General features: G+C 62.0%; 25 protein-coding genes. 3 read left to right on the forward strand and 22 right to left on the reverse strand.

The annotated features are described in order from the left end of the window. The first annotated feature begins 43 nt into the window (after positions 1-43). Positions 44-1027, forward strand: a complete 984-nt coding sequence (locus tag GO499_RS15590) for an aldo/keto reductase (protein ID WP_161863046.1) — start codon at positions 44-46, stop codon at positions 1025-1027. A gap of 24 nt (positions 1028-1051) precedes the next feature. Here GO499_RS15590 and GO499_RS15595 read toward each other — a convergent pair whose 3' ends face one another. From GO499_RS15595 to GO499_RS15620, 6 genes are all read right to left on the reverse strand, one after another. Continuing rightward, on the reverse strand, positions 1052-1591 hold the full coding sequence (locus GO499_RS15595; RefSeq protein ID WP_431309872.1) for a PQQ-dependent catabolism-associated CXXCW motif protein: 540 nt from the start codon (positions 1589-1591) through the stop codon (positions 1052-1054). Next, positions 1588-2391 carry a substrate-binding domain-containing protein gene (locus GO499_RS15600; RefSeq protein WP_161864018.1) on the reverse strand — a complete coding sequence of 268 codons (804 nt, stop codon included), beginning with the start codon at positions 2389-2391 and terminating at the stop codon, positions 1588-1590. Before GO499_RS15600 ends, GO499_RS15595 begins: the two co-directional genes overlap by 4 nt. Positions 2392-2527: 136 nt before the next feature. After that, positions 2528-3001, reverse strand: coding sequence for a plastocyanin/azurin family copper-binding protein (locus GO499_RS15605; protein ID WP_284154772.1), 474 nt, complete (start codon positions 2999-3001; stop codon positions 2528-2530). Positions 3002-3087: 86 nt separating this feature from the next. Beyond that, positions 3088-4890, reverse strand: a complete 1803-nt coding sequence (gene xoxF5, locus GO499_RS15610; protein ID WP_161863047.1) for a lanthanide-dependent methanol dehydrogenase XoxF5 — start codon at positions 4888-4890, stop codon at positions 3088-3090. A 232-nt stretch (positions 4891-5122) separates the two neighbouring features. Continuing rightward, the gene (fghA, locus tag GO499_RS15615; protein WP_161863048.1) at positions 5123-5959 is read right to left on the reverse strand and encodes an S-formylglutathione hydrolase; all 837 of its coding nucleotides are present in this window, start codon (positions 5957-5959) and stop codon (positions 5123-5125) included. 5 nt (positions 5960-5964) lie between these two features. After that, positions 5965-7077, reverse strand: coding sequence for an S-(hydroxymethyl)glutathione dehydrogenase/class III alcohol dehydrogenase (locus GO499_RS15620; RefSeq protein WP_161862903.1), 1113 nt, complete (start codon positions 7075-7077; stop codon positions 5965-5967). Between the two features lie 154 nt (positions 7078-7231). Here GO499_RS15620 and GO499_RS15625 point away from each other — a divergent pair, with 154 nt between their 5' ends. Further along, complete coding sequence (locus GO499_RS15625; RefSeq protein WP_161863049.1) at positions 7232-7837, forward strand: hypothetical protein; 606 nt, start codon at positions 7232-7234, stop codon at positions 7835-7837. Positions 7838-7840: 3 nt separating this feature from the next. Here the strand turns inward: GO499_RS15625 and GO499_RS15630 are convergent, their stop codons facing one another. After that, positions 7841-8866 carry a quinoprotein relay system zinc metallohydrolase 2 gene (locus tag GO499_RS15630; RefSeq protein ID WP_161863050.1) on the reverse strand — a complete coding sequence of 342 codons (1026 nt, stop codon included), beginning with the start codon at positions 8864-8866 and terminating at the stop codon, positions 7841-7843. Positions 8867-8987: 121 nt separating this feature from the next. Between GO499_RS15630 and GO499_RS15635 the strand changes: the two genes are divergently transcribed. Beyond that, positions 8988-9794, forward strand: a complete 807-nt coding sequence (locus GO499_RS15635) for a quinoprotein dehydrogenase-associated SoxYZ-like carrier (RefSeq protein WP_161863051.1) — start codon at positions 8988-8990, stop codon at positions 9792-9794. A gap of 22 nt (positions 9795-9816) precedes the next feature. Here the strand turns inward: GO499_RS15635 and GO499_RS15640 are convergent, their stop codons facing one another. The 15 genes from GO499_RS15640 to GO499_RS15710 form a co-directional block, all read right to left on the reverse strand. Next, complete coding sequence (locus GO499_RS15640; protein WP_284154773.1) at positions 9817-10164, reverse strand: hypothetical protein; 348 nt, start codon at positions 10162-10164, stop codon at positions 9817-9819. Continuing rightward, a complete protein-coding gene (locus GO499_RS15645) occupies positions 10164-10814 on the reverse strand; it encodes a hypothetical protein (protein WP_161863053.1) in 651 nt (216 codons plus the stop codon). The genes GO499_RS15640 and GO499_RS15645 overlap by 1 nt, the downstream gene beginning before the upstream one ends. A gap of 65 nt (positions 10815-10879) precedes the next feature. After that, on the reverse strand, positions 10880-13111 hold the full coding sequence (locus tag GO499_RS15650) for an ATP-binding response regulator (protein WP_161863054.1): 2232 nt from the start codon (positions 13109-13111) through the stop codon (positions 10880-10882). After that, positions 13108-14277, reverse strand: coding sequence for an FIST N-terminal domain-containing protein (locus tag GO499_RS15655; protein ID WP_161864020.1), 1170 nt, complete (start codon positions 14275-14277; stop codon positions 13108-13110). The genes GO499_RS15650 and GO499_RS15655 overlap by 4 nt, the downstream gene beginning before the upstream one ends. Before the next feature lie 6 nt (positions 14278-14283). Next, entirely contained in the window at positions 14284-15006 is a 723-nt protein-coding gene (locus GO499_RS15660; RefSeq protein WP_161864021.1) for a response regulator, read from the reverse strand. A 119-nt stretch (positions 15007-15125) separates the two neighbouring features. Beyond that, a complete protein-coding gene (gene gfa / locus GO499_RS15665) occupies positions 15126-15743 on the reverse strand; it encodes an S-(hydroxymethyl)glutathione synthase (RefSeq protein ID WP_161863055.1) in 618 nt (205 codons plus the stop codon). A 74-nt stretch (positions 15744-15817) separates the two neighbouring features. Beyond that, on the reverse strand, positions 15818-17068 hold the full coding sequence (locus GO499_RS15670) for a BatD family protein (RefSeq protein WP_161863056.1): 1251 nt from the start codon (positions 17066-17068) through the stop codon (positions 15818-15820). Next, a complete protein-coding gene (locus GO499_RS15675; RefSeq protein ID WP_284154774.1) occupies positions 17062-17757 on the reverse strand; it encodes a hypothetical protein in 696 nt (231 codons plus the stop codon). Before GO499_RS15675 ends, GO499_RS15670 begins: the two co-directional genes overlap by 7 nt. Next, a complete protein-coding gene (locus GO499_RS15680) occupies positions 17754-18677 on the reverse strand; it encodes a vWA domain-containing protein (protein ID WP_161863057.1) in 924 nt (307 codons plus the stop codon). Before GO499_RS15680 ends, GO499_RS15675 begins: the two co-directional genes overlap by 4 nt. Next, a complete protein-coding gene (locus GO499_RS15685; protein ID WP_161863058.1) occupies positions 18674-19627 on the reverse strand; it encodes a VWA domain-containing protein in 954 nt (317 codons plus the stop codon). The genes GO499_RS15680 and GO499_RS15685 overlap by 4 nt, the downstream gene beginning before the upstream one ends. After that, positions 19620-19868, reverse strand: a complete 249-nt coding sequence (locus tag GO499_RS15690) for a hypothetical protein (RefSeq protein ID WP_161863059.1) — start codon at positions 19866-19868, stop codon at positions 19620-19622. Before GO499_RS15690 ends, GO499_RS15685 begins: the two co-directional genes overlap by 8 nt. After that, entirely contained in the window at positions 19861-20238 is a 378-nt protein-coding gene (locus GO499_RS15695; RefSeq protein ID WP_161863060.1) for a hypothetical protein, read from the reverse strand. Before GO499_RS15695 ends, GO499_RS15690 begins: the two co-directional genes overlap by 8 nt. Before the next feature lies 1 nt (position 20239). Continuing rightward, complete coding sequence (locus GO499_RS15700; protein ID WP_284154775.1) at positions 20240-21133, reverse strand: DUF58 domain-containing protein; 894 nt, start codon at positions 21131-21133, stop codon at positions 20240-20242. Continuing rightward, positions 21130-22089: an AAA family ATPase gene (locus tag GO499_RS15705; protein WP_161863061.1), complete on the reverse strand. Its 960-nt coding sequence runs from the start codon at positions 22087-22089 to the stop codon at positions 21130-21132. Before GO499_RS15705 ends, GO499_RS15700 begins: the two co-directional genes overlap by 4 nt. Positions 22090-22179: 90 nt before the next feature. Next, the gene (locus tag GO499_RS15710; protein ID WP_161863062.1) at positions 22180-23136 is read right to left on the reverse strand and encodes a hypothetical protein; all 957 of its coding nucleotides are present in this window, start codon (positions 23134-23136) and stop codon (positions 22180-22182) included. Positions 23137-23248: the final 112 nt, after the last annotated feature.

Genomic DNA, 23248 nt, shown 5'->3' on the forward strand with positions numbered 1-23248 from the left:
AAGAAGCTGGGGCACGACTGTGGCGGGTTGCAGGGAGACGACGATGCGAACACGGAAACTGGGCGCGAATGGACCGGAGGTTTCGGCCATCGGTCTTGGATGCATGAGCTTTGCCGGGGCTTTCGGCGAAACGGACGAAGCGACCAGCCTGCGCTGCCTCGACGAAGCGTATGAACGGGGATTGAACTTTCTCGATACGGCCAACGTCTATGGCGCCGGGCGCTCCGAGAGCGTGCTGGCCACGTGGCTGGCGTCACGCAAGCCGGAGGTGGTGCTGGCGACGAAGGGCGGCATTTCCAGGGAGCCGGGGCGGCGCGCGAACAATGAGCCGGACTACCTGCGCCGCGAGTTGCAGGGATCTCTGAAGCGGCTTGGAGTGGATCGGGTCGATCTGTACTACGTTCACCGGCGCGACCATACCGTGCCGCTGGCCGATGTGGTCGGTGTGCTAGGCGAAATGATCGACGAGGGATTGATCGGCGGATACGGGCTTTCCGAAGTGGGACCTTATACGGTGCGCGAAGCCCACGCGATCCGGCCCTGCACGGCGGTGCAGAGCGAGTATTCCCTGTGGACGCGGCTGCCGGAACTGGGGCTGTTGCAGACCTGTGCGGAGCTTGGGGTGGCCTTCGTACCGTTCTCGCCGCTGGCACGCGGGGTGCTGTCGGAGACCTATCCGGACACGGCAGCGATGGCGGAAGGCGACTTCCGCTTGCCGATGCCAAGATTTTCGAACGAATTCTATCCGAAGAACAAGGCGATCATCGACCGTTTCAAGACCCATGCGCGGGAGCGCGGGCAGAAAGTGGCGGAGCTGGCATTGGCATGGGTGCTGAGCCGGGGTGAACACCTGATCCCCATTCCCGGAACGCGCACGGCGGAACATCTGCGGGAGTGGATAAATGCCAGCGAGGTTACCCTTTCGCCTGAAGAAATCGCCGAGATAGAGGCCATTCTGCCGGTGGGCTTCGCCTATGGGGATCGCTATGCGGATGAGCAGATCCCGGCAGTGGAGCGTTATTGCTGATCGAAACCGGCACGCGGAGGTGCCCTACGGCTCCGGTTGGGCGGTGATTTCGGCCAAGGGGAATTCCTCAAATTCCCAAGTGTCGGTGCCGCCGGGCAACCAGTAGACATCGGTGTAGCCGTATTCGAGCGCGCGTTTCGCGGCGTTCCAGCTCATCCAGCAATTCGCGAGGCAGAAGAACAGTACCGGCCGGGACGTGTCTTCCCCGGTGGCATTGGTGAGACCATCGCGGAACCACTGGTCGGTGACTTCGGCAATGCGCCCGTAGCCAACGTTGGGCAACCAGATGGAGCCGGGAATGGATAGGCGCGGGCGTTCGCGCCAGATCGTGCCCTCCGGCAGGTTTTTCGGTTTCGGCGGGCGGGGAAGAACATCGACAAAGACGACATTGCCGCTCTGCCAGAGATCATGCGCCTCGACCGCATCGACGACGGTTGCACCGGCGAGCGTATCCGGCACCGGGGCCCGGTATTCATCCTCCCGGTAATCGGATGGTTCGGGAACGGGTTCGGCGAAGGCTGGGCCGGTGATGAGAAGTGCGGCAAGGCATGCCGCACGGATCAATTCACGGCCTCGAGCGGGGCGGTGCCCATGTCGTTCATCAATGGAACGCCTGCCTCTTCCAGCAGGGCATTGATTTCCTGCTGGTTGCGGCGGATCAGCGAGTTCAACTTACGCTCCCACACCTTTTCTCCCATACGGACCCCCATGGTGATGCGGAAGAACAGGCGGGGCGGAAACTCCTCCTTCAGCATCGGCGTCACCTGAAAATCCGGGTAGCTTTCCTTGACGAGCGGGCCGGCGATCGGACCCCAGAGCACAGCAGCATCGATTTCGCCTGCCTCCATATCCCGCAGCATGTCGACGGCGGGGGACTCCACGCGACGATCGACAACGAGGTTGTAGGCGCGCGCGCCGGCCAGAAGGCCGTTGCGGACCATGTGGGTGGCGGGCGGCGAGCCGGCGATGATGCCGAGTGTCTTACCCTGCAGCGCCGGGTCGGAAAATGTTTCAACGCCGGCAAGGTCACTGTCCTTGCGAGTGACGAGGGTGTAGGCGGAAACCATGTAGTGGTTGGTGTTCAGAACCAGTTCATGCCCCTGGGCATAGCCCATGACCACATCGCATTTGTTGGCGCGCAGGGTCTGGCGAATGAAGCCGGTTGCCATCGGAAACCAGGTGTATTCGACCGGCAGTTCAAGCTTGGAGGCTATGAGATCCGCCAGCTTGTTCTCGTAGCCGCTGCCGTCTTCGCTGGACATTGGTGCGTTGGCCGGATCGGCGCAGACGCGGAATGCAGTCTTTGACACGAGGTCGGACGTCTGCGCGCTGACACTTTCCGCCGTCATGGGCTGGAAGGCCATGACCAGTGCCGCAAACGCAACGAGGCCGGAGCGGATCAGGTTACCCTTACCCGGCCCGGACCCGGCACAATCTGCGCTGCGTGTCTGCATCCGCCCAAAGGCCAGTCGCAGACTTCGTTGCGGAAGTGTTGGCATCTCAGACGAGACCCTGTTTCTCCATGTCCGCGCGGAGCTTCTTGATCAGGCCGCGTGCGGGCAGGTATTCTTTCTCTTCATCGGTGGTCGCCAAGTAGGCGTCGAGAATCTCACCCGGATTTTCGGGCTGGCCGACAACAATGAAGCCACCCATGCGATTGCCCCAATGCGGCGTGCATTTGTAGGTAACGATGCCGACGGTATCGAAAGTCTGGGTAAAGTTCTGACCGATCTCGGACTTGATCTTTTCCTGGCCCTCCGGGCACAGACCTTCAAGCGTCTCGATGTTGTGGGTCGGCATGTTTTCGAAACTGACTATATCGCCGGGCTCGATGTAGATGAACAACGGATCGAAACGCACACCCTTCGCCATCACTACGTGAGTTTCCTGCGCGAATACAGAAGAACCGATGCCGGTGGGCATAACGGCTGCGGCCAGGCCGGCACGCAATAGGAAACGTCGATCAGTTATCATCTTTCAGCATTCCTTTGTTTTGCTGTTTCTCCCTTGCGAGTGCCGGCGCATCGCGGCGCCGGCACTCTTTCTTACAGTACCGGATATCAGTCCGGCAGTGCGAACACGGTCAGCTGTCCGCCGAGGTTCGTGTAGTCGCTGAGGGCAGCGTAGCCACCCACGGCGCCGAGACCGTCATTGGGGTTGGTGAGACCAGCCGCGAGGCCGATACCCGCCCAGCCACCGACACCGGAGAGGATGCCGACATACTGTTTGCCTTCGAACTCGTATGTCATCACGTTCCCGATGATGCCGGACGGAGTCTTGAACTTGTAGAGTTCGTCGCCCGTTTCGGCATCGACAGCTTTCAGGTAACCTTCCAGCGTGCCGTAGAACACGATGTCACCGGCCGTGGCCAGAGCACCGGACCATACGGAGAACTGCTCGGGGATCGACCATTTGATCTCACCCGCGAGGTTGTCCCACGCGATGAAGTTACCCATGCCGCCATGGCTGTCCGGAGCCGGATACATGGCAAGTGTCGCACCCACGTAGGGCTGACCTGCCGTGTAGGCGACGCGGAACGGCTCATAATCCATGCAGACGTGGTTTGTCGGCACGTAGAACAGTTCCGTTTCCGGAGAGTAGGCAGCGGGCTGCTGGTCCTTGGAACCGAGAGCGGCCGGGCAGATGCCGGTGGAGTTCACGTCTTCACCGTTCTGTTCGGTCGAGTATTCGGCGACAACGGCCGGACGACCGTATGTATCCGAATTCGGGTCCATGTCGACGCCTGTCGTCCAGTTGACGGCGGGGTCGTACTTCTCGGCAACGAGAAGCTCACCAGTGACACGGTCCATCGTGTAGCCGAGGCCGTTGCGGTCGAAGTGGGTCAGAAGCTTGCGCTCCTCGCCATCAATTTCCTGCTCCGTGAGGATCATTTCGTTGATGCCGTCATAATCCCACTCGTCGTGCGGGGTCATCTGGTAGAACCACTTGGCCATACCTGTATCCACATCGCGGGCCATGACCGTCATGGACCAGCGGTTGTCGCCCGGGCGCTGTGCCGGGTTCCATGTGGAGGGGTTACCGGTGCCGTAGTAGACGAGGTTTTCCTCGGCGTCATACGAATACCAGCCCCATGTGGTGCCGCCACCGATCTTCCACTGATCGCCTTCCCAGGTGTTCGTGCCGGAGTTTTCGCCGACAGGCTCGCCCAGGTGGGTCGTGTTTTCGGGATCGACGAGGATGTCCTCATCCGGACCCATGGAATAGGCGCGCCATGCCTGGCTGCCGTCAGCGATGTTGTACGCTGTCACCGAGCCGCGAACACCGAACTCACCACCGGAGATACCGACGATGACCTTGTCGTTGACGGGCAGGACGGTTGCGGTGTTGGTTTCACCGATCGCCGGATCGCCGTTCTGTACCGACCATTCGACGGCACCGGTTTCCGCGTTCAGCGCAACCAGCGTCGTATCCGCCTGATGGAGGAAGATCTTGTTGTCGGCATAGGCCACACCGCGGTTCACGGTGTCACAGCACATCACCGGGATAACGTCCGGATCCTGCTTCGGCTCATACTTCCAGATGATCCGGCCCTCGTCCGCGAGGTCGAGCGCATAGACGATGTTCGGGAACGGTGTATGGACATACATGACGTTGCCGATAACGAGCGGCGAGCCTTCGTGGCCGCGCAGAACGCCGGTGGAGAAGGTCCATGCGACCTGAAGATCGCCGACATTGTCCTTGTTGATCTCTTCAAGCTGCGAGAACCGCTGGTTCTTGTAGTCGCCTGTCTGGATCGCCCATTGGGTCGAATCGTCGATCAGACCCTGCAGTTCGTCGTTTGCCAGGGCAACTCCGCCCGAGCAAATCGCTACTGCTGATGTAAGCGCAAGTAGCTTCTTCATGTGCACCTCCCTACGGTGTTTACAGTTTTGGTTCACACCCGGCTGTTTTGCAGCTTTGACCGAATGCGTACCGCTCGTTATCCCGGTTTTGCCACGAGGGCGCCGTGGGATTGAACTCTGCTTCTCGACAACTCTTGAGCGAGTCGTTTCTTGGTTTTGTAATTCAACAGTGTGGTCTTCCGGGCTTCAAGCCCGCGCGTGGCATTACCTGTGCAAGCCGCGCGATACATCTTCAATTTCCCGTGCTCTGAAGCCGTTCCGCGTGCCAGGCAACGTGATCGGCAGCGAAAGTCGAGACAAAGAAGTAACTGTGATCGTAACCTTCCTGCATGCGGATTACCGCCGGCTGACGGCGCGCGGCCACTGCCTCGGCGAAGGATTCCGGTTTCAGCAGGTCAAGAAACTGGTCGGATGCGCCCTGGTCGATCAGGATATCGCCTTTCCAGCCCCGTTCCTTCAGGAGGATCGTGGCGTCGTAATCCGCCCATGTGCTTTCGTCATCGCCGAGATAGGCGCTGAACTGCTTGCGTCCCCAATCCGACTGTGACGGGTTGACGATCGGTGCGAAGGCGGACAGCGAGGTGAACAGATCGGGGTTCTTCATGGCGATGGTCAGGGCGCCGTGGCCGCCCATCGAATGCCCGGTGATGCCGTGAAGACCGTTGGACGGCACGATACCCTGAACGATGCCGCGCAATTCCTGCACGATGTAGTCGTACATGCGGAAGTGCGGCTTCCACGGATCCTGGGTCGCGTTTACATAGAACCCCGCGCCCATCCCCAGATCATAGGCGTCGTCGTCGGCAACGCCCTCACCGCGGGGTGAGGTGTCGGGGAAGACGAGAGCGATGCCGTGCTCGGCAGCGGCCTGCTGGAAGCCGCCCTTGGTCATCGCATTTTCGTGGGTGCAGGTCAGACCGGACAGGTACCAGAGCACCGGTACGGACTTCTTTTTCGCTTCTTCCGGCAGGAAGACTGCAAAGGTCATATCCGTGCCGCACACTTCTGACGCGTGAGTGTAGACGTTCTGTTCGCCGCCGAAGCATCGGTTGGATGAGACAGGTTCCATATTCGTCAATACTCCACGACGGCGCGGATTGATTTGCCTTCGTGCATGAGGTCGAAGCCGTGGTTGATTTCCTCGAGCTTGAGGTTGTGGGTGATCATCGGGTCGATCTCGATCTTGCCGTCCATGTACCAGTCCACGATCTTGGGCACATCCGTCCGGCCGCGCGCGCCGCCGAAGGCCGTGCCGCGCCACGAGCGCCCCGTCACCAGCTGGAACGGCCGGGTGGAAATCTCCGCACCCGCCGGCGCCACGCCGATGATGATGCTCTCGCCCCAGCCCTTGTGCGCCGCCTCCAGTGCCGTGCGCATCACGCCCACGTTGCCGGTCGCGTCGAACGTGTAGTCCGCCCCGCCCTTGGTGAGGTTCACCAGATACGCCACGAGGTCGCCGTCGACCTCCTTGGGGTTCACGAAATCGGTCATCCCGAACCGCGTCGCCATCTCCACCTTGCCGGCGTTGAGGTCGACGCCGACGATCTGGTCCGCGCCCGCCAGCCGCAGCCCCTGGATCACGTTCAGCCCGATGCCACCCAGCCCGAACACGATCGCGCGGGAGCCGATCTCCACCTTCGCGGTGTTGATCACCGCGCCGATGCCGGTGGTGACGCCACAGCCGATGTAGCAGATCTTGTCGAACGGCGCGTCCTCGCGCACCTTCGCCAGCGCGATCTCGGGCACAACCGTGTGGTTGGCGAAGGTCGAGCAGCCCATGTAGTGGAAGATCGGGTCGCCATCGAGCGTCGTGAACCGGCTGGTGCCGTCGGGCATCAGGCCCTGCCCCTGGGTGGCCCGGACCTTCTGGCAGAGGTTGGTTTTCGGGTTGAGGCAGTACTCGCACTCGCGGCATTCCGGCGTGTAGAGCGGGATCACATGGTCGCCGGGCTTCAGCGAGGTGACACCCTCGCCCACCTCGACCACGACGCCCGCGCCCTCGTGGCCCAGGATCGCCGGGAAGATGCCCTCGGGGTCCGCACCCGAACGGGTGAACTCGTCGGTGTGGCACAGGCCCGTCGCCTTCACCTCCACAAGAACCTCGCCCGCACGCGGGCCCTCAAGGTTCACCTCAACGATTTCCAATGGCTTGTCTGCCTCAAAGGCAACAGCAGCGCGCGTGCGCATCGGCATCTCTCCCTGTCTTCAATTGTATGCTCTTGGCGGCTTTGCCAAAAAGTACAAATAGCGAGGGCCATCCCACAACTAAGACCTTGGTGTGTGTTTTGCCGGATGGACAAGATCGGCGGATGGGCTAGGCTCCCGCATGGGAGGACTAGCCATGAAAAAGCCTTGCATTCCGGGGGCCGTGCTGGCCGCGCTGTTCGCTTGGGCGCCGGCCCATGCCGCCGACTTTTCCGATCCGACCTGGCCCTGCATCCAGCGCAAGGTCGAATCCCTGTCGCTGGGGCTGATGTGGCCGCTGCCGCTGCCCGAAGAGGTGGAACTGGACGGGGACGCGGAAGACCTCGCCGCCAAGCTGGCGCTGCGACGCGTCAGTCTCGAAGAGGCCGAGCAACTGATCTCGGAGTTCGTTGCCAGCCATCCCGATGCCGGGCCGGACGTGCTGGGCGCGACGTTCAGGAAGGCGTTCGAGAAGCTGAACGCGGACCGCAAACGGTTGATCAACGGTATCGGTGAATACTCGCTGAAGCAGATTCAACTGGCGGAGAAGATCGACGGGACGCGGGCCGAGATGGCCAAGCTGATGGAAGCCGCAGAACCGGATTTCGACAGGGTCGACGCGCTGGAAGAAGCCTTGGACTGGGATGAGCGGATCTACACGGACCGGCAGAAATCGCTGACTTATGTGTGTGAAACCCCGGTTTTGCTGGAGAAACGCGCGTATTCACTGGCGCAGACACTTCTGGAACACGCCGGTAGCTGAGGGCTATTCCCATTCCAGTTCGGTAAAGGCGACGGTGGCGTTGCGCGGGTTGAACAGGTCGAAGAGTTGCCAGTTGGCGGCTTCGCCCTGACCGATCCGCTCCGCCGCCTGTGCAAGGCTGGCACCGGCCGCAACCTCCCGGCGGGCGTCGCCTTCAAGAACGTCGAGATAGTGGCGAACCGGGGCGGCGGCGGCAGGCCAGTCCAGCACCGGCCCCCCGTGGCCCGGAACGACGCGGGCGGCCGGGATTGCTGCCAGTTCCTCCAGGACCGATTGCCAACCACCCAGCGATCCATCCAGTGCCGGCGTATGGACATGGAAGATCAGATCGCCGGTGAAGAGCGTGCCAGAGGTCTCATCCAGCACCGTCAGGTCGGTGCCGGTATGCGAGAGCGGCCAGGTGCGCAGCGAAATCATGCGGTCGCCGAGGTCGATTTCCATACTGTCTTCGACGGTAATCGTCGGTACGGCCACACTCGCCGGCAGTGTGTCCGCGGGATCGAGGCGGCCGATATAATTGGAGAGATAGGTCTGTTGACGGTCGCGCAGCGCATTCTCCAGCGCGTGATGACCGACGATTTCCGCCCCTGCGTCGACGAAGACCGGTGCGCCGAAGATATGGTCCGGGTGCATATGGGTCAGAATCAGGTGGGAGATCGGCAACTGGGTGCGGGCGCGAATGGCGCGGTAGAGTTCCTCGCCCGCGCGGGCGGAACCGCCCGAGTCGATCACGGCGACCGAACGCGCACCGATAATGAAACCACTGTTGGAGATGTCGCCGTAGGTTTCCGGCTCTGCATCTGCGATATGGCCGTGGTGGACGAAGACACCGGGGGCGGCCTCCGTCACCTCGGCGACGGGCCCCGTCGGGCGGCATTCCGTTCCTTCCACGGAATGGCCAAGCGGAGGGTACAAGACGAAAGGAACTCCGCATTCGGCCTGTGAGTCCGCCTCATGCCCGGGCACGAGGACCGCGCGGCAGACTTCCGGCTGCGCAAGCAGGCAGAGCGTGACGATTGCTTCGAACATCTATCCCCCCATCCCCACCGGTGCCGGGCTTGTGAACGCCGAGCCTAAAGGCGAGATTTATTTTTTTCACATTCAATGCTAATGTTGCGACCGGTTTATAGCGTTTTCCGGAGTTTTAGCCATGAAGTCTCTTCTCGCCGCCTCCCTTCTCGCCCTGATGGCTCAATCGGCGCTGGCCGCCGACACGACTGTCCGCAATCCGCTGACAGACGAGGGCAGTTGGGAGTATCTGCGCGAAGAGATGATCGGTGACGCGGTGGCACAAGACGGCGCAGCCGTGTTCGAAGTTGAGGCCCCTTACCGTGCGCATGATGCCGCGACGGTGCCGGTGACGATCCACCAGACTGGCGATGTGCCGATCAACAACTTCAAGGTGATCGTTGACGAGAACCCGGCGCCGATGGCCGGTCATTTCACGGTTGGCGAGGCGATGCTGCCGCTGGATTTCGAGCTGCGGGTGCGGGTGGACATGTATTCCAACCTGCGGGTCGTGGCGGAAACACCGGATGGCGTGTTCATGGACGGCCGGTTCGTGAAAGCCTCCGGCGGATGCTCTGCCCCGGCGACGAAAGACGCAGCGCTGGCGCTGGCCTCGATGGGCCAGATGAAGCTGCGGCAATTTGGCGATGCACCGATGGCCAGTGGCCAGAAACGGGAAGCGCAGATCATGATCCGCCATCCGAACTATTCGGGAATGCAGCGCGACCAGATCACGCAGTTGTTCATGGAAGCGCATTTCATCAGCGATCTGGAAGTCTACCAGGGTGATGACCTGCTGTTCACGATGGAAGGTGGCATCTCGATCAGCGAGAATCCGGTGTTCCGGTTCACCTACACCGACAATGGCGCACCGACGTTGCGCATCCGGGCCGAGGACACGGAAGGCAACGTGTTCGAGCAGGAACTTGCGAAAGACGCCCGGACCTGACGGACCGGGCAGTACCGCCACTTCAGAAACAGACGATTTCGGCTTCGGCCTGCGCCCGGCGCAGGTCTGCCACGGGCAGTTGCGCAGCCGGTGCGGAGCGGAAGATCGCCATGCGCTCCCCTCCCACCTGCTGCATGGAGAGAACGGTCTCCGCCTCCACGTATTTCTCATAAGGCAGGATCGACGCGATGGTGTCGATCGAGCATGAGCATCTGATGAGCACATCCTGCCCCTGCCCGTTGGCTGCCATGCAACCAAAGACATAATCGGCGCGGGCGGCAGTGGGATAGTCGTTCAACTGTTCCTCGATGCTCTGAGCACCGGCGGCAGTGGCGAAAAACGCGGCGGCGATGATTGTCAGGCAACGCATCATTCGGCCTCCTGCGGCATCAGGACGAGAGTCTGGAAATAGATCGGCTCCTCGCCTTCGTCACCGGGAACGGAGGCCGTGAGGGAATGATACCAGCCCGGAACGGCATCCGACATCACTACGGTCAGTGCCAGATCGCCATAGCCCTTCATTCTGTCCACGTTCGGGTCGCCTTCGAACGGTCTCAGCGTAATGCTACGGGTCGGGATTTCCTCGTCGCCAAACGGCTGCACGGCCTCGCGCACCTCCGATGGCTGCACCAGCGAGTCCTTCACGCGGTTGCGGATATAAAACGGGCTGCCGCCGGCCTGCTGGGCTACATCGCGGATGACGGATTCGTAAAAATACATGATCATCGGGTTGCCGACACTTGCGGGGAAGCTGCCGATCCGGCGGCTGCGGTCATCCTTGTGAAAGGAAAGGTCGGCCATGTTCTCATCGGTGATGGCGAGTTGCACGGAGCCGGTGGCATTTTCGGCCTGACCGGCGTCGGCGGCGATTTCCGTCGTCTTGGCGTAGGTGAGGGTGGTTTCGCGGCTCAATTCATCGAGCGTGCCTTCCTTGAACAGCAGGTCATAGGTCTCTGCTGATTGTGCAGGCAGGGCGAAGGCAATCGCCAGGATTGCCAGAGTGCGGGTGAAGCGATGCATTTCTCTCTCCTGTCTGGTGCGACCATACTCTGCGGCAGGTTCGTGTCACCGGATACTTTCGTCTTTTAACTTACGCCGGCAGCGCGGGTTTTCCAGTCTATCAGCGAGCGCAGGCGTGAAGGTTGCACGGGCTTGGTGAGGACCGAGAAGCGGTGGATGCTGCCGGCGGTGAGCAGGCTCTCCTCCCGGTTGGCGGTGATCATGATGGCCGGTATGTCGGTGCCGGTGCCGGAGCGGATCGCCCGGATCGACTTCATGCCGTTGTCGTCGTCATCAAGCTGGTAGTCCGCAAGGATGATGTCGGGCGCCATGCCGATCTCATCGACCAGTTTCAGGGCGGCCTCCGTGGAATCTGCACCAAGCACGCTGGCGCCCCAGCTTTCCAGCATCTGGGTGGTGGCGAAGAGGACGTTGGGGTCATTCTCTATGATCAGGACGATCAGATCCATGTCCTGATTGCGCGGACTGGGGGCTGGCGCTTTCTGTTCACTCCTGCCGAGACCTGCCTGAACGACCGGCAACTCAATTGAAAAGACGGAGCCGACACCCGGTTTCGAGCGGACCCGGACCTTATGGCCGAGGTGGCGGCACGCCCGTTCCACGATCGAGAGACCGAGACCCATTCCATAACCGGACTTGCTGGGGCCTATGCGGGTGAACTCCGTAAATATCCGATGCTGATCTTTCTTGGAAATGCCGATGCCTGTATCCCAGACCTCCAGCGCCACTGTGTCGCCCCGACGCCGACACCCGACGACGATACGACCTTTTTCGGTATACTGGATCGCGTTGACGACGAGGTTCTGGAGCGAGCGCAGCAGATAGCGCTGATCACTTCGCACCCAGAGGGAAGACGGCAAGATGGAGAGCATCAGGTCCTTTTCCTCGGCCATCTGGGAAAAGTCTTCCCGGATCGTGCGCAGTATATCCTCCACTGGGAAGTCGTTGACGGTAAGTTCGGTTCCCGTGGAGTCCAGCCGGGACACATCCAGCAACGCGTGCAGCAACTGTTCTATGGAGCGGAAAGAGCCTTCGAGACGGTTCACCGTCTCCGAGAGTTTCTCATCGCCGTTGAACTCCAGAAGATTGGAGATCAGAAGCTTGGCGGCGTTGATCGGTTGCAGGAGGTCGTGGCTGGCGGCGGCGAGGAAGCGCGTCTTGGAGGAGACGGCGGCCTCGGCCTCTTCCTTGGCGAGCCGCAACTGCTCTTCCACCTTGGCCTGTTGCTGATGCTGTTCACGCAGGCGGGCGTTTGCTTCCGTCAACTCGGCGGTGCGGTCCTGCACACGCTTCTCCAGCATCTCGGTTGTCTGGTATTCGACCGTCACGTCCATCACGTTGACAATGAAACCGCCATCCGGCAGCCCGTGGACCTGAATGTCGAGGATGGCGCCGTTGGCATGGCGGATGCGGCTGGCCAGCGTGCCCTTGACCCGCAAAATCTCCGCCCATCGCTCTATTCCCTGATCAGGATCGGCGGTGGCGATAAGCTGGTTCTTCTTGACGAATTCGAGGATCTGGACGATGGCGGTGCCCTCGCGGGTCAGGGCGAAGGGCAGGCCGAGGATCTCTCCGAACCTTGCATTGTTGATCAGGAGCGTGCCTTCGGCCGAGAACGTGCACACGCCCTGCGCCATGTGATCGAAGGCCGCCTGCAGGAAATGCGCCTGCTCGTCGATCAACCTGTCCTTTTCCAGCCTGTTGCGGCGAACGACGGAGGTGATTTCCGTCAGCAGGACCACATTGTTCTCGGAACTGGTCTGCTTGTGCGAGACCTGAAACCAGCGATCGTTGCGCAGCGCGATGACGAATGGTGCTGCGTGAGAGGGCTTGCGGTTGACGGAGGGCCTGCGGTTGCCCTCTCTGCTGATCTTGACTGAAGGGCTGGATTCCAGCGCACTGAAGAAATCATCGAAGGCCAGACCCGGCTGAATGGTCTCGGATATGTCAGGGATCAGTTTCTTGAACAGGTCGTTGAAGATTCTCAGGTGCCCGTCGGTAAAAAGGGCGAACCCGCCTTCCATGGAATCCAGCGCATCGCCGAGGTTGCGCTGCATCTGTTCGCGGGCAGTTTCCGCAGTTTCCAGCTGGTAGGAAGCGCGGCCAAGGGTGTCGAGGGCACGTTCAAGGTCGCGGGTTTTCTCCGAGACCTCGCCTTGCAGGGCGATGGCCGACTGGAACAGCGAGTAGGCGGAGCCGCCGATGTCGTGCTCTCTGTTCGCGCGGGAGATCAGCGCATCGATGATCTTGGACTGCTTCCTTACCTGAACCTCCAGCGGGTCTCGCGGGTCGATCAAAACGGCAGCCTCTCGGTCGTCGGGAAAAAGGCGATACCCACGAATGTCTGGTTCACGTGGACGCCCCGGTGCTGCTCCCCATAGGTGTTGAAGCCGAGGACACGGTGGGATTTCAGCAGTTCAGAAGCCGGCTTCGTCAGCCCGTTCTGCTCGATCTCCAGCCGGCGCAGGAAGCAATCGAAGCCGAGGATGAAATCGGGCTTCGCCCCCGCGCGATCCGGCAGGGAAAGACAGGTATCCATGGTCCGCAGTATCTCCTGGCCACGGCCAAGGGTGAGCAGGAGACCGTCGTCGATGGCGGAAAAGAAGGAGAGGGCGTTATCGCCGACGACCTGCTGGATCGCGCGGACATGCCAGGCATTGTGATTGCGCACGAGCACCGGGTTCTCGGCAAAGACCTGCGGCGAAAGATCGGCGATGTCGCGTTCGATGAGGCGGGCGTATTCCTGCGCCGCCGGGGAGCCGTTGATCTCCAGCACAAGCCGTTCCTCCGGTACCGCACGGGTAACGACCATGCGTTTTTCTGTGGGAAGAAAATGATCGAATCCGAGTTCGAGGAAGGAGAGATCGGTCTCCAGCAGCACGAGCAGCGCGGCATTGCCGTGGGCCTGGCCGCCATGAAGTACGAAAGTCTCGTCAAAGGCGAGGCCATGGCCGGCGGAACCGCCGCAGACAGGGACATCTTCCAGCCCTGCCTCCAGCGCGGCCACCAGAACGTCCTCCTGCTTGGAAAGGCCATCGGCGAAGATGAGGGCGAGACGGTTCCAGTTGGCCGTCCTTTGGAAGCGGGTGGAAAGGCGGCGTGCCTCTGTCGCCGTCTGCTCTATGGACACTGGCTTCAGCGGCTTGATCAGTGTGGAAGCACAGCGGAAATGATCCTTGGGAAAGGCGATGAGCAGCAACGCGTCATCCTGATATCCGCTGTTGGTGATCTGGCCTGCGGTGGTGCAGCCGAAGACCGGCGTGGAAGGCAACAATCGGCCCATTTCGCTGACGACGATGTGCGGATCAAGCGCATCCGGCACGAAGGCGAGGACGAAGCAGGAGCCGGTTTCGCGCAGGGATGCCAGCGCCTCGCGTACGGCGGCCACGGGATCCCGCGCATGGGAAACGCCCACCCCGACGAGTGACGGGCTGGGTTGTGTCTGGTGCACCGCTGCGTCCATCACTGGCTAGCTCAGCAGCGCGCGGGCATCCGCTTCGGAAAGGCTGGAATTCTCGTCGAAGCTGGCACTGCGGACCAGAACGGCGGCCTGTGTGCGGTTGTTTACACCCAGGCGGCGCAGCAGGGCTGTGATGTGTGCCTTTACCGTCGCTTCCGCCAGCGAGAGTTCATAGGCGATCTGCTTGTTCGGCTTGCCCGCGCAGATCAGGCGCATGATGCGGCTCTGCTGCGGAGTCAGATCTGCGATGCGCTGGGCGATTTCCTGCGCCGACATTTCCTCGGGCGTGGGTCGGGCAGAGGAAGAATATTGCGCCGGCAGGTACTTGCGCCCTTCCCGGATCGTCATGAGAGCTTCCTGAAGCACCTTGTGCGAGGAGTCCTTGGTGACGAAACCGGCTGCGCCTGCGGACATCATCGCCTGAATCGCCTCGGTCGAGGACTCCGCCGAGATCACCAGAACCGGCACATCGGGCAACTTGTCCTTGATCTTCAGAAAGCCCGAGAGGCCAGTGACGTCCGGCAAACGCAGATCCAGGATCACGAGATCGGGCGAGAAGCGTGCGCCGACCAGTTTCAGCCCCTCGTTGAGCGAGTTGGCCTTCTTGATCGAGCGCGCATCGTAAATCCGCTCCAGACTCGACGCGAGAGCGTCACAGTAGAGCGGATGATCGTCGATCACGAGAACCGACTGGATAATGACTTTGGTGTGCGTTTCCTTTTCAGAAATCATCACGCGGGCCCTCCCTAGGCTATGGAGAATTAAGACATCGCGCCCCGGGGGAGTCAACTCGATCGCGGCCTTTCCCACCTTGCAGGAAAGGCCCAAGCGACCATGCGGGGCTGTGGATGTCAGGTGCGGGACTTGGCCACGTGGGTTGCGATCGCATCCATCAGGGGCGGCGAGAGGCAATCATAGGGCTCCAGCCCCAGTTCCCGCAGGCGGCCGCGCACACCATCCATCCGCGACGGGTCCACACCGGTTTCGATGATCGAGGACACGAAGGCCGCGAACTCGGGCTGGGACCAGCCGGACTGGTCCGACAATTCCGTGTGAACGAAGTCGAGGCCGTGGAACGGGTGGCCGGTGTTCTCGATGCGGCCATACATATGGACTCCGCAGCCCTTGCAGGCATGGCGCTGGATCGCGGCGGTTGGGTCTACAACCTCCAGCTTGTCTTCGTTGGCGGTAACCTTCACGTGGTCACGACCGACAACTGCGACGACGGAAAAGATTGCGCCGTCCGGCTTCCAGCACTTGGAACACCCGCAGGCATGGTTGTGTGCTGTCTGCGCGGAGATTTCCACAATCACGGGATCGGTCGCGCATTTGCATTTGATAGTTCCGCCGGAAAAACTGCTTGATCCGGGTTTCACCCCTTTGTCTACGGCGGGGTGGATTTTCACAGATGCATATTGGTTCGCAGGCGGTTTTGCGCCGCCACCAAACAGGCTGTCGAAGAGACCCATTGTTCGCTCCCTATAAATTATTGGTTCTTGTTGGTCGTGCGCGAATGGTCTCTCAACCATTGGTATTAGGCAACTCAGCCAAAAGACTTGGTTTTGCTGCGTGGAAAATCACGGAAATCAAAGGCTTTTGCACTCTCTCCGCCGGCAAGTGACGCCCTGAACGACTTGTCGAAGGCCTTAAGGTCGAAGCCGGTATCGCGCTCGGCGAACAGGGCGCTGTCAAGCTTCCGGAGGAGTTCGAACCGTTCCTCGTTCGCCGGACGACGCGCAGAGAGTTCGCGGGCCGCACGGCGCAACGACGGGAGGTTACCGGCGGCTACGGCACGGCGATAAGCCAATTGGCGATGGCAGTCAGCGGCCATTTGCCGGGGCGCGGCGAAGGAGAGGACGCGACCCTGGCCCAATACCAACAGAAAACCCCCGATGACCGCAAGAAACAGTGCTGCCCGAACCGGCAGTGCGGCGAGATTGACGGGTTCGGCCGAGGCGACGGCACCGGGTGGCGGCAACTCGCCTTCCGCGTAGGCTACGCGCTGAGAGGAGATGACGACGTCCCGCATCAGCCGGTTTTCGGTATCAAAATAGGAGAAGGTGATTGGCTCAAGGATCGCTGAAGGCGGGTTCGCAGGCCGGATGGTCCATCGCCAGAAGGCGCGGGACACGGGGCCATGTGGCGAAAGTTCCACCAGCCGTTTTTCAGGATGGGGAAAGATATGAGCGCTGGGGCTGCGCAATTCCGGCATCGGCGGGATCATGTCCGGCGAGGCACCGACGGCTATGACCGTGATGATCCGCAACACGCCGTCGCCTTCGCCCAACTGGTCCGGTGCATTGGACCATGAATCTGAAATCTGCAACCTGCGTACCGGAAACCACCAGTCCTCCACGGCCGGTGCGGGCGCGACATCGAGTTGGACCGGTTCGGAATGGATGTCGTATTCGAACCAGTTGTTGTTGTCGTCCAGAAGGGTGAGGTGGTGGGTGAAGCTGCCGATCTCGATCTTGCCTTCCTCGTCGGGAAAGAGGGCCATGCGCCGTCGCATGTTTTTAACCGGCAAACCATCGACCATGCTCTCATACCAGTGATCGGAACCGAGTTGCATCCAGTTGAAGCCCGCAAGGTCCGGCATCACCAGCTTTTCACGGGTGATGTGGCGGCGATAGGTGCCGTGAATGGTGATCAGCACCATTTCCTGCTGAAAGGGCGTGACGTTCTGCTGGTCCAGCGTCACCGTCAGGCTGAAATCTTCCGGGTCCACCTCCGTCTGGGCGAGAGCGATGCCGGGCAGGAGGAGAAAAAGGAGGGCGGCAAAGACTCTCACCATGGTTCCTCCGCTTCCGGCTGACCGATTCCCGCCGCCTTGCGCCGCTTGTATTCATGCTTGATCCGCTCCGCCAGATAGGTGCCGGGCACGTCTTCCAGCGTTGCGAGCCAGCGTTCGTTGGCGACAACGAACTTGTCATCGAACACCTTGCGAACGCGGGCCTCGCCGGTGCTCTGCAATTCGGGCAGGCCAAGCAGCGGTGCGGCGTTGGTGATGCCGTCGCCGCCACCCGCCGCTCTTGCCGTGCCCTGAGCGACATCAGCTGCGACCACCTCGTCGCCCTCCTTATCCTCGAACCATTTGACCGGGGCCTCTGCCGATACGGCCGTTCCGGCGTAGAAGGCACGGACGAGGTCGAAGTTGGCCTGGGCCTCCTCGTCCGCCGGATTGGCGAGCAGGGCAATGTCATAAGCCTCCAGCGCGGCTGCGTAGCGCCCTTCCATCGCGGCAGCATTGCCGCGATTGAAAGCCGTGGCCATGCCACCGGTTCTGAAACTCTCGTCCGCCTGCGCGAAGTAACCAGCGCGGTACTGGGCAACACCCTGCCACGCCGGATCGTCGAAAGCGTGCGCCGCCAGCCCCGGCAGACCCAGCGAGAGCGCGAGACGACCAAACGGCGCGGTTCCGCCGAGCAGGTAGGCGGCAAGGAGGCTGATAACGGCGAGAGTGAAGAGGATAAGGCGGTTCATGCGCTTTGCCTTCGGAAAAAGCCGAGGGCGGGAAGCAGGGCCAGAAGCAGAAGGTAACGACCGAAATCTCGCCAGACCAGAAGTTGGTAGCTCTGCTGTTCCAGTCGCGAGGTGGCATCATTGCTGAGATCGGCAGCCAGCGCATTGGCTTCGTTCAACTCATAGAGTCGGCCGCCGCCGAGACTGGCAAGCGTTTCTGCCTGAGCGCGCATCTCGCCCGTTTCACGGGCCCGCTCCGTCGGCGCGTAGACGACAGAAAGCCGGCCGCCGATATCCGCGATCTCCGCAGCCTGTGCCAGCGCTTCGGGGCCAAGCCCGGCACCGTCTGTCATCAGCACGACATCGCCGGCCAGAATGCGGGCCTCGCGCAAAAGCTCCGCCGCACGGGAGAGACCGAGCGCCGGTCGCGTTCCGGTGTCCGGTACGGTTTCATCGTTGAGCAGCGTCATTGTGAAACCCAGATTGCGGGTGTCGGCCGTCAATGGTGCGGCGAGGTAGGCATCGCCCGCATAGACGATCAGGGCCCCCGGCTTCGTGGACAGAGCGTTCACCCCGACGCGGCCCATGGTGACGGTCGCGGGCCAGAGTGCACTGCCGGTCATCGAGGGGGAGACGTCCATCACGAAAATTACGCCATCGAGGTTGCGGAATGACAACGCATCGCGCCGTTCCAGCGCCGGGCCGGTCAGCGCAAGGGCCGTAAGTGCGGCGGCCAGCAACGGCAGGTGGTTGGCGGAGTGGCGCGGCGAAGTTTCCACCCGGCCGAGCGCCCGCATTGCCGCCATAAGGTCCGGGTCGATCACGCTTTCCCAATCGCCGATGCGGTTGCGACGTCGGTAGAGGCGGACAGCAAGAATGGCTATGGCCACGATCGCCAGCAGCCAGAACGGGCGAAGGAGGGAAAAGACCGCCAGTGTCATGCCCGCTCCCTCCACCCCAGCAGCAGGCAGCCGAGACCGGCGAGGATTGCCGGATAAATCCAAAGGTCATGGTAGATGGCCGCCGAGAGACCGGCGCTTTCGGTCGATTCCAGCCGGTCGAGATCCTGCGTCACGGCGACAAGGTCATCGGAGGTGCGGACGCGAAACATCGTTCCACCGGAAAGATCGGCCATGGACTGGAGCGTGGTGGCATCGACAACACCGCGTTCGTTCGGGCTTTCCTCCACCGATTTTGGGCCGAACGCGATGGTGTGCACGCGTACTCCCAGTTCGGCGGCCAGCTTGGCGACATCCCGCGGCGTTGCGGCGCCGGCGTTGCTGGCACCATCGGAGAGAAGGATGACGACGCGGCTTTCGGCCTCGGAAACAGACAGGCGTTTGAGGGCGATGCCCAGCGCGTCGGAAATGTTGGTGGCGCGACCGGAAACGCCGATCACGGCTTCCTCCACCGTTCGGGCGACGGATTCCACATCAAAAGTCAGGGGCGAGGCGAAATAGGCTTCCGACCCGAAGACGACGAGGCCCACACGGTCACCGCCACGGCGGCGGATGAAGTCGGCGCCAACTGTTCGGACAACGTCGAGACGGCTGGCAGTCTCGCCATCGAGCTCGAAATCCTCGCGCACCATCGAACCGGACAGGTCCAGCGCGATGACGAGATCACGGCCGGACATCGGCAGGGCACCGGAAGGTTGCAGCAAGCGCGGGCCGGAAATGGCCGTGACCAGCAACACCCAGATCGCGATGGGTAGCAACAGATTGGCGGAGCGGGCTCGGCCTTCAGCCCGGGACTGCCCGAGGATCGAACGGGCGACGCCTTCGGGGACGGTAAGAAGGGCTCCTTCGGCGGGGCGCGGGGCAAGCAGAAACCAGGCAAGTAGCGGCAAGGGCAGCAGAAGCAGCGCCCAGGGGTCCGCCAGTTCAGGCATTGCGCGCTCCGTTGACCATGGCTTCAAGATCGTCGTAATCGGGCTTGGCCGATTTGGCCTTGCGGGCCCCGTCCTCTGCCTCTTGCAAGGTGCGGACGAGACTGACTATGCGGGCGTCCACTGGCTCGCCGGTTCGGGCAGGTTTGCCGGTGTTGGTAGCGGGCATAACCCGGCGGAACAGCGTCAGCGGCAGCAGCACGAGAGCAGCAATTGCGAGGCGAAGCGTCGTTGTGTCAGGCATTGCTGATCCCCCTGATACTGGCCACGAGCCGCTCAGCATCCGGCAGCGGGCCTTTACGGTACAGTTCTTCGGTAAATTCGCGGGCGCGCGCGGGATCATGCGACCGCAGGATATGCAGGAGGCCAATGACGCGCATGTCCTCCGGCAGGCCGTCAAGACGGCCCATGCTTTCCTCCGCCGTGGGCGGACGTGGCGGTTGCTGTCGGCGGGTGACGAGCGGCAGGACAGCGCTGAACAGCAAGGCGACCAGCAATCCGAGACCGATGGCAACGGCCAGATCAGCAATGAGGCCGCCCGGCGCTTCGGCGGGCAGGCGGATATCCTGCATGGCGGCGATCATGTCATCCCGTGTCAGCCCCCGCTCCGACATTTCAGCCCCCCAGCGTCCGGATCATGGCCTCGGTGGAACCACCGGCGTCGAGGGTGATGCATGGGATATCGGCGGGCAGGGTGGCCCCGCGCGGTTCGGTCGCGCCCCGCCCGGAAACGCGGGCCCGCATGCGGCGGCCGCCGACCGCCATAGGGTACTGACCTGCGGGCAGATTGCCGAGGATACTGTCGCCGATCATCAGCACCCGCGGGTTGCGGCGGCGCGAAAGATCGCCAAGGACGTCGGCCAGCCCATCGCCCGGGGTGTCGAGGCCCGAGGCCAGCACGATCTCCGCACCGCTGGGTGTGATGCGGGAAATGCCGGTCAGTGCCTGATCGAGCGGCGGATCTGCTCGCGCGCCCGAAGGACCGGCCAGCGCGGCCTCGTGCGCCCGCGCCAGACCGCCAATGACGGCGAGCATTCCCCGGCTCCGCCCGCGTGGCGATACGGCGAAGGAGCCATCTGCCGTGAGGGCGAGCAGGGCCACACGCTCACCCGCCTCCACTGCCCGCCAGCCGGTGATTGCCAGCGCCTCGGCGGCGGCGACGGAGCGAAAGGCCCTTTGCATTCCCCAGAGCATGGAGGGTCGGAAATCAGCGACCAGCAGTGTCACCCTGTCGCGTTCCTCGTGGAAGCGGCGAATATAGAGATGGCCAGTGCGTGCCGTCGCGCCCCGGTCGATGTGGCGAAGGTCGTCGCCCTCGGCATATATGCGGTTGTCGGCGACTTCCTGGCCATTGCCGCGCCGCTTGATGACAAAACCGCCCGGCATTGCGGACACGGGTCCAGCGTCGCGGTTTTCAGCGCCGAGCATGTCCGCCCGCAAGGCAATCAGCACCGCCGGATCAACATGGGTTCCGGGGTGACTGAATGCCGATGCGGGCTGCGGCTTCACAGGGCTTCCGTTGCCGACAGGATGTCGGCGATGATGCCACGGGCCGTGCGGCCGTCGGCTGTCGCCCGCCAACTGAGCACCAACCGGTGAGAGAGAGCATCGCCGGCAACGGCTTCCACGTCTTCCGGAAGCGCATGGTCGCGGCCGCGAAGGTAGGCACGGGCCTTTGCACAGGCCGCAAGGGCAAGCGACCCACGGGGAGAGACGGGATGGTCGATTTCGGATCGGAACGGTTCGTCCCGCGTGGCCATGACCAGGCGGACGATGAAATCCCGCAACGCCGGTGACAGATGCACCGCCATCGCCTCTGATCGGGCGGCAGTGATGTCACCGAGATCGAGACTGCTGATCGCCCCGCCTGTGCCGGATTGCTCCGCTTCCACAAGATCGAGGATTTGCCGTTCCGCCACGGCGTCTGGCAGTTCGAGCATGATGTGGAGGAGAAACCGGTCGAGTTGGGCCTCCGGCAAGGGAAAGGTGCCTTCATGCTCTATCGGATTCTGGGTGGCGACGACGGTAAAGGGGTCGGGCAGCGGATGGGTTTCGCCGCCACTGGTGACCTGCTGTTCTGCCATCGCCTCCAGCAGGGCGGATTGCACCTTCGGAGGTGCGCGATTGATCTCATCGACCAGCAGCAGGTTGTGGAACACCGGGCCGGGCGAAAACTCGAAGGAGCCCGTCTCCGGGCGGTAGACGTGTGTGCCGGTCGCGTCCGAAGGCAGCAGATCCGGTGTGCACTGGATACGGGCAAAACTGCCGCCCTGTGCGGCGGCCAGCAGCTTGACCGCGCGTGTCTTGGCAAGGCCGGGTGCGCCTTCCACCAGCACGTGGCCGCCAGCGAGGATGGCAATCAGCAGGCGTTCGATCAGGACGTCATGGCCAATAAGCCCGGCGGTGAGCGTTTCACCAAGGCTGGCAATCTTCTGCGCGTGCAGCGCAGAACCGGTTTCCGGCATCATTCCCTCCCCCGCCCGTTAGCGGGCTTATCGGTTTGTTGGTGCGAGTGTGCGATTCCCGCGCCACCAGCACCATACAGCTTTTCGTCTTTATTTTCGTGTGTCGAGTCCGGCAAAGCCCGGCATGTGGCCGCATTCCGGGTCGACGATTTCGTCGGCGATTCCATCCGCCAGTGTCCTGTGCGCCATCTCCTCCAGATCGGTGAAACGGTCAGAGATGTATTGTAGGAATGCAGGCGAATTGGATGAGGTGAGGCGGGTTCGGGCGAGGGCGTGCAGCATGAAGAGATCGAACTCGCACAAACCGCCCGGGTTGCTGCTGAGCATACCTTCCATGTAGCGAGGATCGTTCCAGTTCATATGGCGGAGGTTGACCGGGGTTTCCTGGATCTTGGACAGGAAAGGGCCGGTGGGCTCGAACACGAGTATGTCGACGCCAAAGGAAAAGGCCTGGAACAGTTCCTCTGTCAGGATGGAGCGGTAGAAGCGCCGCTCAAGTTCACTTGGCTCAGGGCCACGCGGCTGTTTTACCAATAGATAGACGGCAGTGCCCTTCCGGCCGAAGTAGGTGATGGCCTGCGCGGGAGAAAATATGCGGTGATCACGATCCTTCGGCAAGCCGATGTCGAATGTCTCGTCGATCCAGCGCAGATCCCGGTTATAGGCGATGAACGGCGGGCGGCCGCTGTAAAGGCGGATGTAGGTTTGCGCCGGTCCGCATGCCGATGCGTCGGCACCACTGCTCAGAAAGCCTTCGCTGCGGTTGAAGATGTTCCGCAGAAGGCGGTCGAAAGTTGCCAGTGTGGCGCGGGTTTCGTTGTGGGGTTTCTCGCCGATCAGGCAGACAGAGCCCTGCGCGATTTTCTTGCTGTCCAGGCGCACCGGCGGCATGGAGGCATCGCGCCGAAGGACCGAGGACCGAAGTTCGTAGACCCAGCCTTTCTGGGCGAGGCTGAGAAACGCTTCCTTGTCCGGCTCGGCCGCGGCGGCACCGGCGAAAGCCGAGGCCAGGGAGAGAAACAGAACCGTCAGGAACGATTTTGACATGATTGAACTAGAATGCGCGTCCGGTCATTTGTCCAGAAATACGCAAGGAAATGCCATATGGATCACGATCAAGCCCTCGTGACCTGCAATCGTGGCGCGTCGGACAGCCTTG

The organism is Algicella marina (genome assembly GCF_009931615.1).
GTDB lineage: Bacteria > Pseudomonadota > Alphaproteobacteria > Rhodobacterales > Rhodobacteraceae > Algicella > Algicella marina.

What these genes read in the sequence shown, in the direction of transcription:
- GO499_RS15590 (WP_161863046.1), top strand. Translation starts at nt 44, where the DNA reads ATGCGAACACGGAAACTGGGCGCGAATGGACCGGAGGTTTCGGCCATC.
- GO499_RS15600 (WP_161864018.1), bottom strand. Translation starts at nt 2,391, where the DNA reads ATGGCCTTCCAGCCCATGACGGCGGAAAGTGTCAGCGCGCAGACGTCC.
- GO499_RS15605 (WP_284154772.1), bottom strand. Translation starts at nt 3,001, where the DNA reads ATGATAACTGATCGACGTTTCCTATTGCGTGCCGGCCTGGCCGCAGCC.
- xoxF5 (WP_161863047.1), bottom strand. Translation starts at nt 4,890, where the DNA reads ATGAAGAAGCTACTTGCGCTTACATCAGCAGTAGCGATTTGCTCGGGC.
- fghA (WP_161863048.1), bottom strand. Translation starts at nt 5,959, where the DNA reads ATGGAACCTGTCTCATCCAACCGATGCTTCGGCGGCGAACAGAACGTC.
- GO499_RS15620 (WP_161862903.1), bottom strand. Translation starts at nt 7,077, where the DNA reads ATGCGCACGCGCGCTGCTGTTGCCTTTGAGGCAGACAAGCCATTGGAA.
- GO499_RS15625 (WP_161863049.1), top strand. Translation starts at nt 7,232, where the DNA reads ATGAAAAAGCCTTGCATTCCGGGGGCCGTGCTGGCCGCGCTGTTCGCT.
- GO499_RS15630 (WP_161863050.1), bottom strand. Translation starts at nt 8,866, where the DNA reads ATGTTCGAAGCAATCGTCACGCTCTGCCTGCTTGCGCAGCCGGAAGTC.
- GO499_RS15635 (WP_161863051.1), top strand. Translation starts at nt 8,988, where the DNA reads ATGAAGTCTCTTCTCGCCGCCTCCCTTCTCGCCCTGATGGCTCAATCG.
- GO499_RS15640 (WP_284154773.1), bottom strand. Translation starts at nt 10,164, where the DNA reads ATGCGTTGCCTGACAATCATCGCCGCCGCGTTTTTCGCCACTGCCGCC.
- GO499_RS15645 (WP_161863053.1), bottom strand. Translation starts at nt 10,814, where the DNA reads ATGCATCGCTTCACCCGCACTCTGGCAATCCTGGCGATTGCCTTCGCC.
- GO499_RS15655 (WP_161864020.1), bottom strand. Translation starts at nt 14,277, where the DNA reads ATGGACGCAGCGGTGCACCAGACACAACCCAGCCCGTCACTCGTCGGG.
- GO499_RS15660 (WP_161864021.1), bottom strand. Translation starts at nt 15,006, where the DNA reads ATGATTTCTGAAAAGGAAACGCACACCAAAGTCATTATCCAGTCGGTT.
- gfa (WP_161863055.1), bottom strand. Translation starts at nt 15,743, where the DNA reads ATGGGTCTCTTCGACAGCCTGTTTGGTGGCGGCGCAAAACCGCCTGCG.
- GO499_RS15670 (WP_161863056.1), bottom strand. Translation starts at nt 17,068, where the DNA reads ATGGTGAGAGTCTTTGCCGCCCTCCTTTTTCTCCTCCTGCCCGGCATC.
- GO499_RS15675 (WP_284154774.1), bottom strand. Translation starts at nt 17,757, where the DNA reads ATGAACCGCCTTATCCTCTTCACTCTCGCCGTTATCAGCCTCCTTGCC.
- GO499_RS15680 (WP_161863057.1), bottom strand. Translation starts at nt 18,677, where the DNA reads ATGACACTGGCGGTCTTTTCCCTCCTTCGCCCGTTCTGGCTGCTGGCG.
- GO499_RS15685 (WP_161863058.1), bottom strand. Translation starts at nt 19,627, where the DNA reads ATGCCTGAACTGGCGGACCCCTGGGCGCTGCTTCTGCTGCCCTTGCCG.
- GO499_RS15690 (WP_161863059.1), bottom strand. Translation starts at nt 19,868, where the DNA reads ATGCCTGACACAACGACGCTTCGCCTCGCAATTGCTGCTCTCGTGCTG.
- GO499_RS15695 (WP_161863060.1), bottom strand. Translation starts at nt 20,238, where the DNA reads ATGTCGGAGCGGGGGCTGACACGGGATGACATGATCGCCGCCATGCAG.
- GO499_RS15705 (WP_161863061.1), bottom strand. Translation starts at nt 22,089, where the DNA reads ATGCCGGAAACCGGTTCTGCGCTGCACGCGCAGAAGATTGCCAGCCTT.
- GO499_RS15710 (WP_161863062.1), bottom strand. Translation starts at nt 23,136, where the DNA reads ATGTCAAAATCGTTCCTGACGGTTCTGTTTCTCTCCCTGGCCTCGGCT.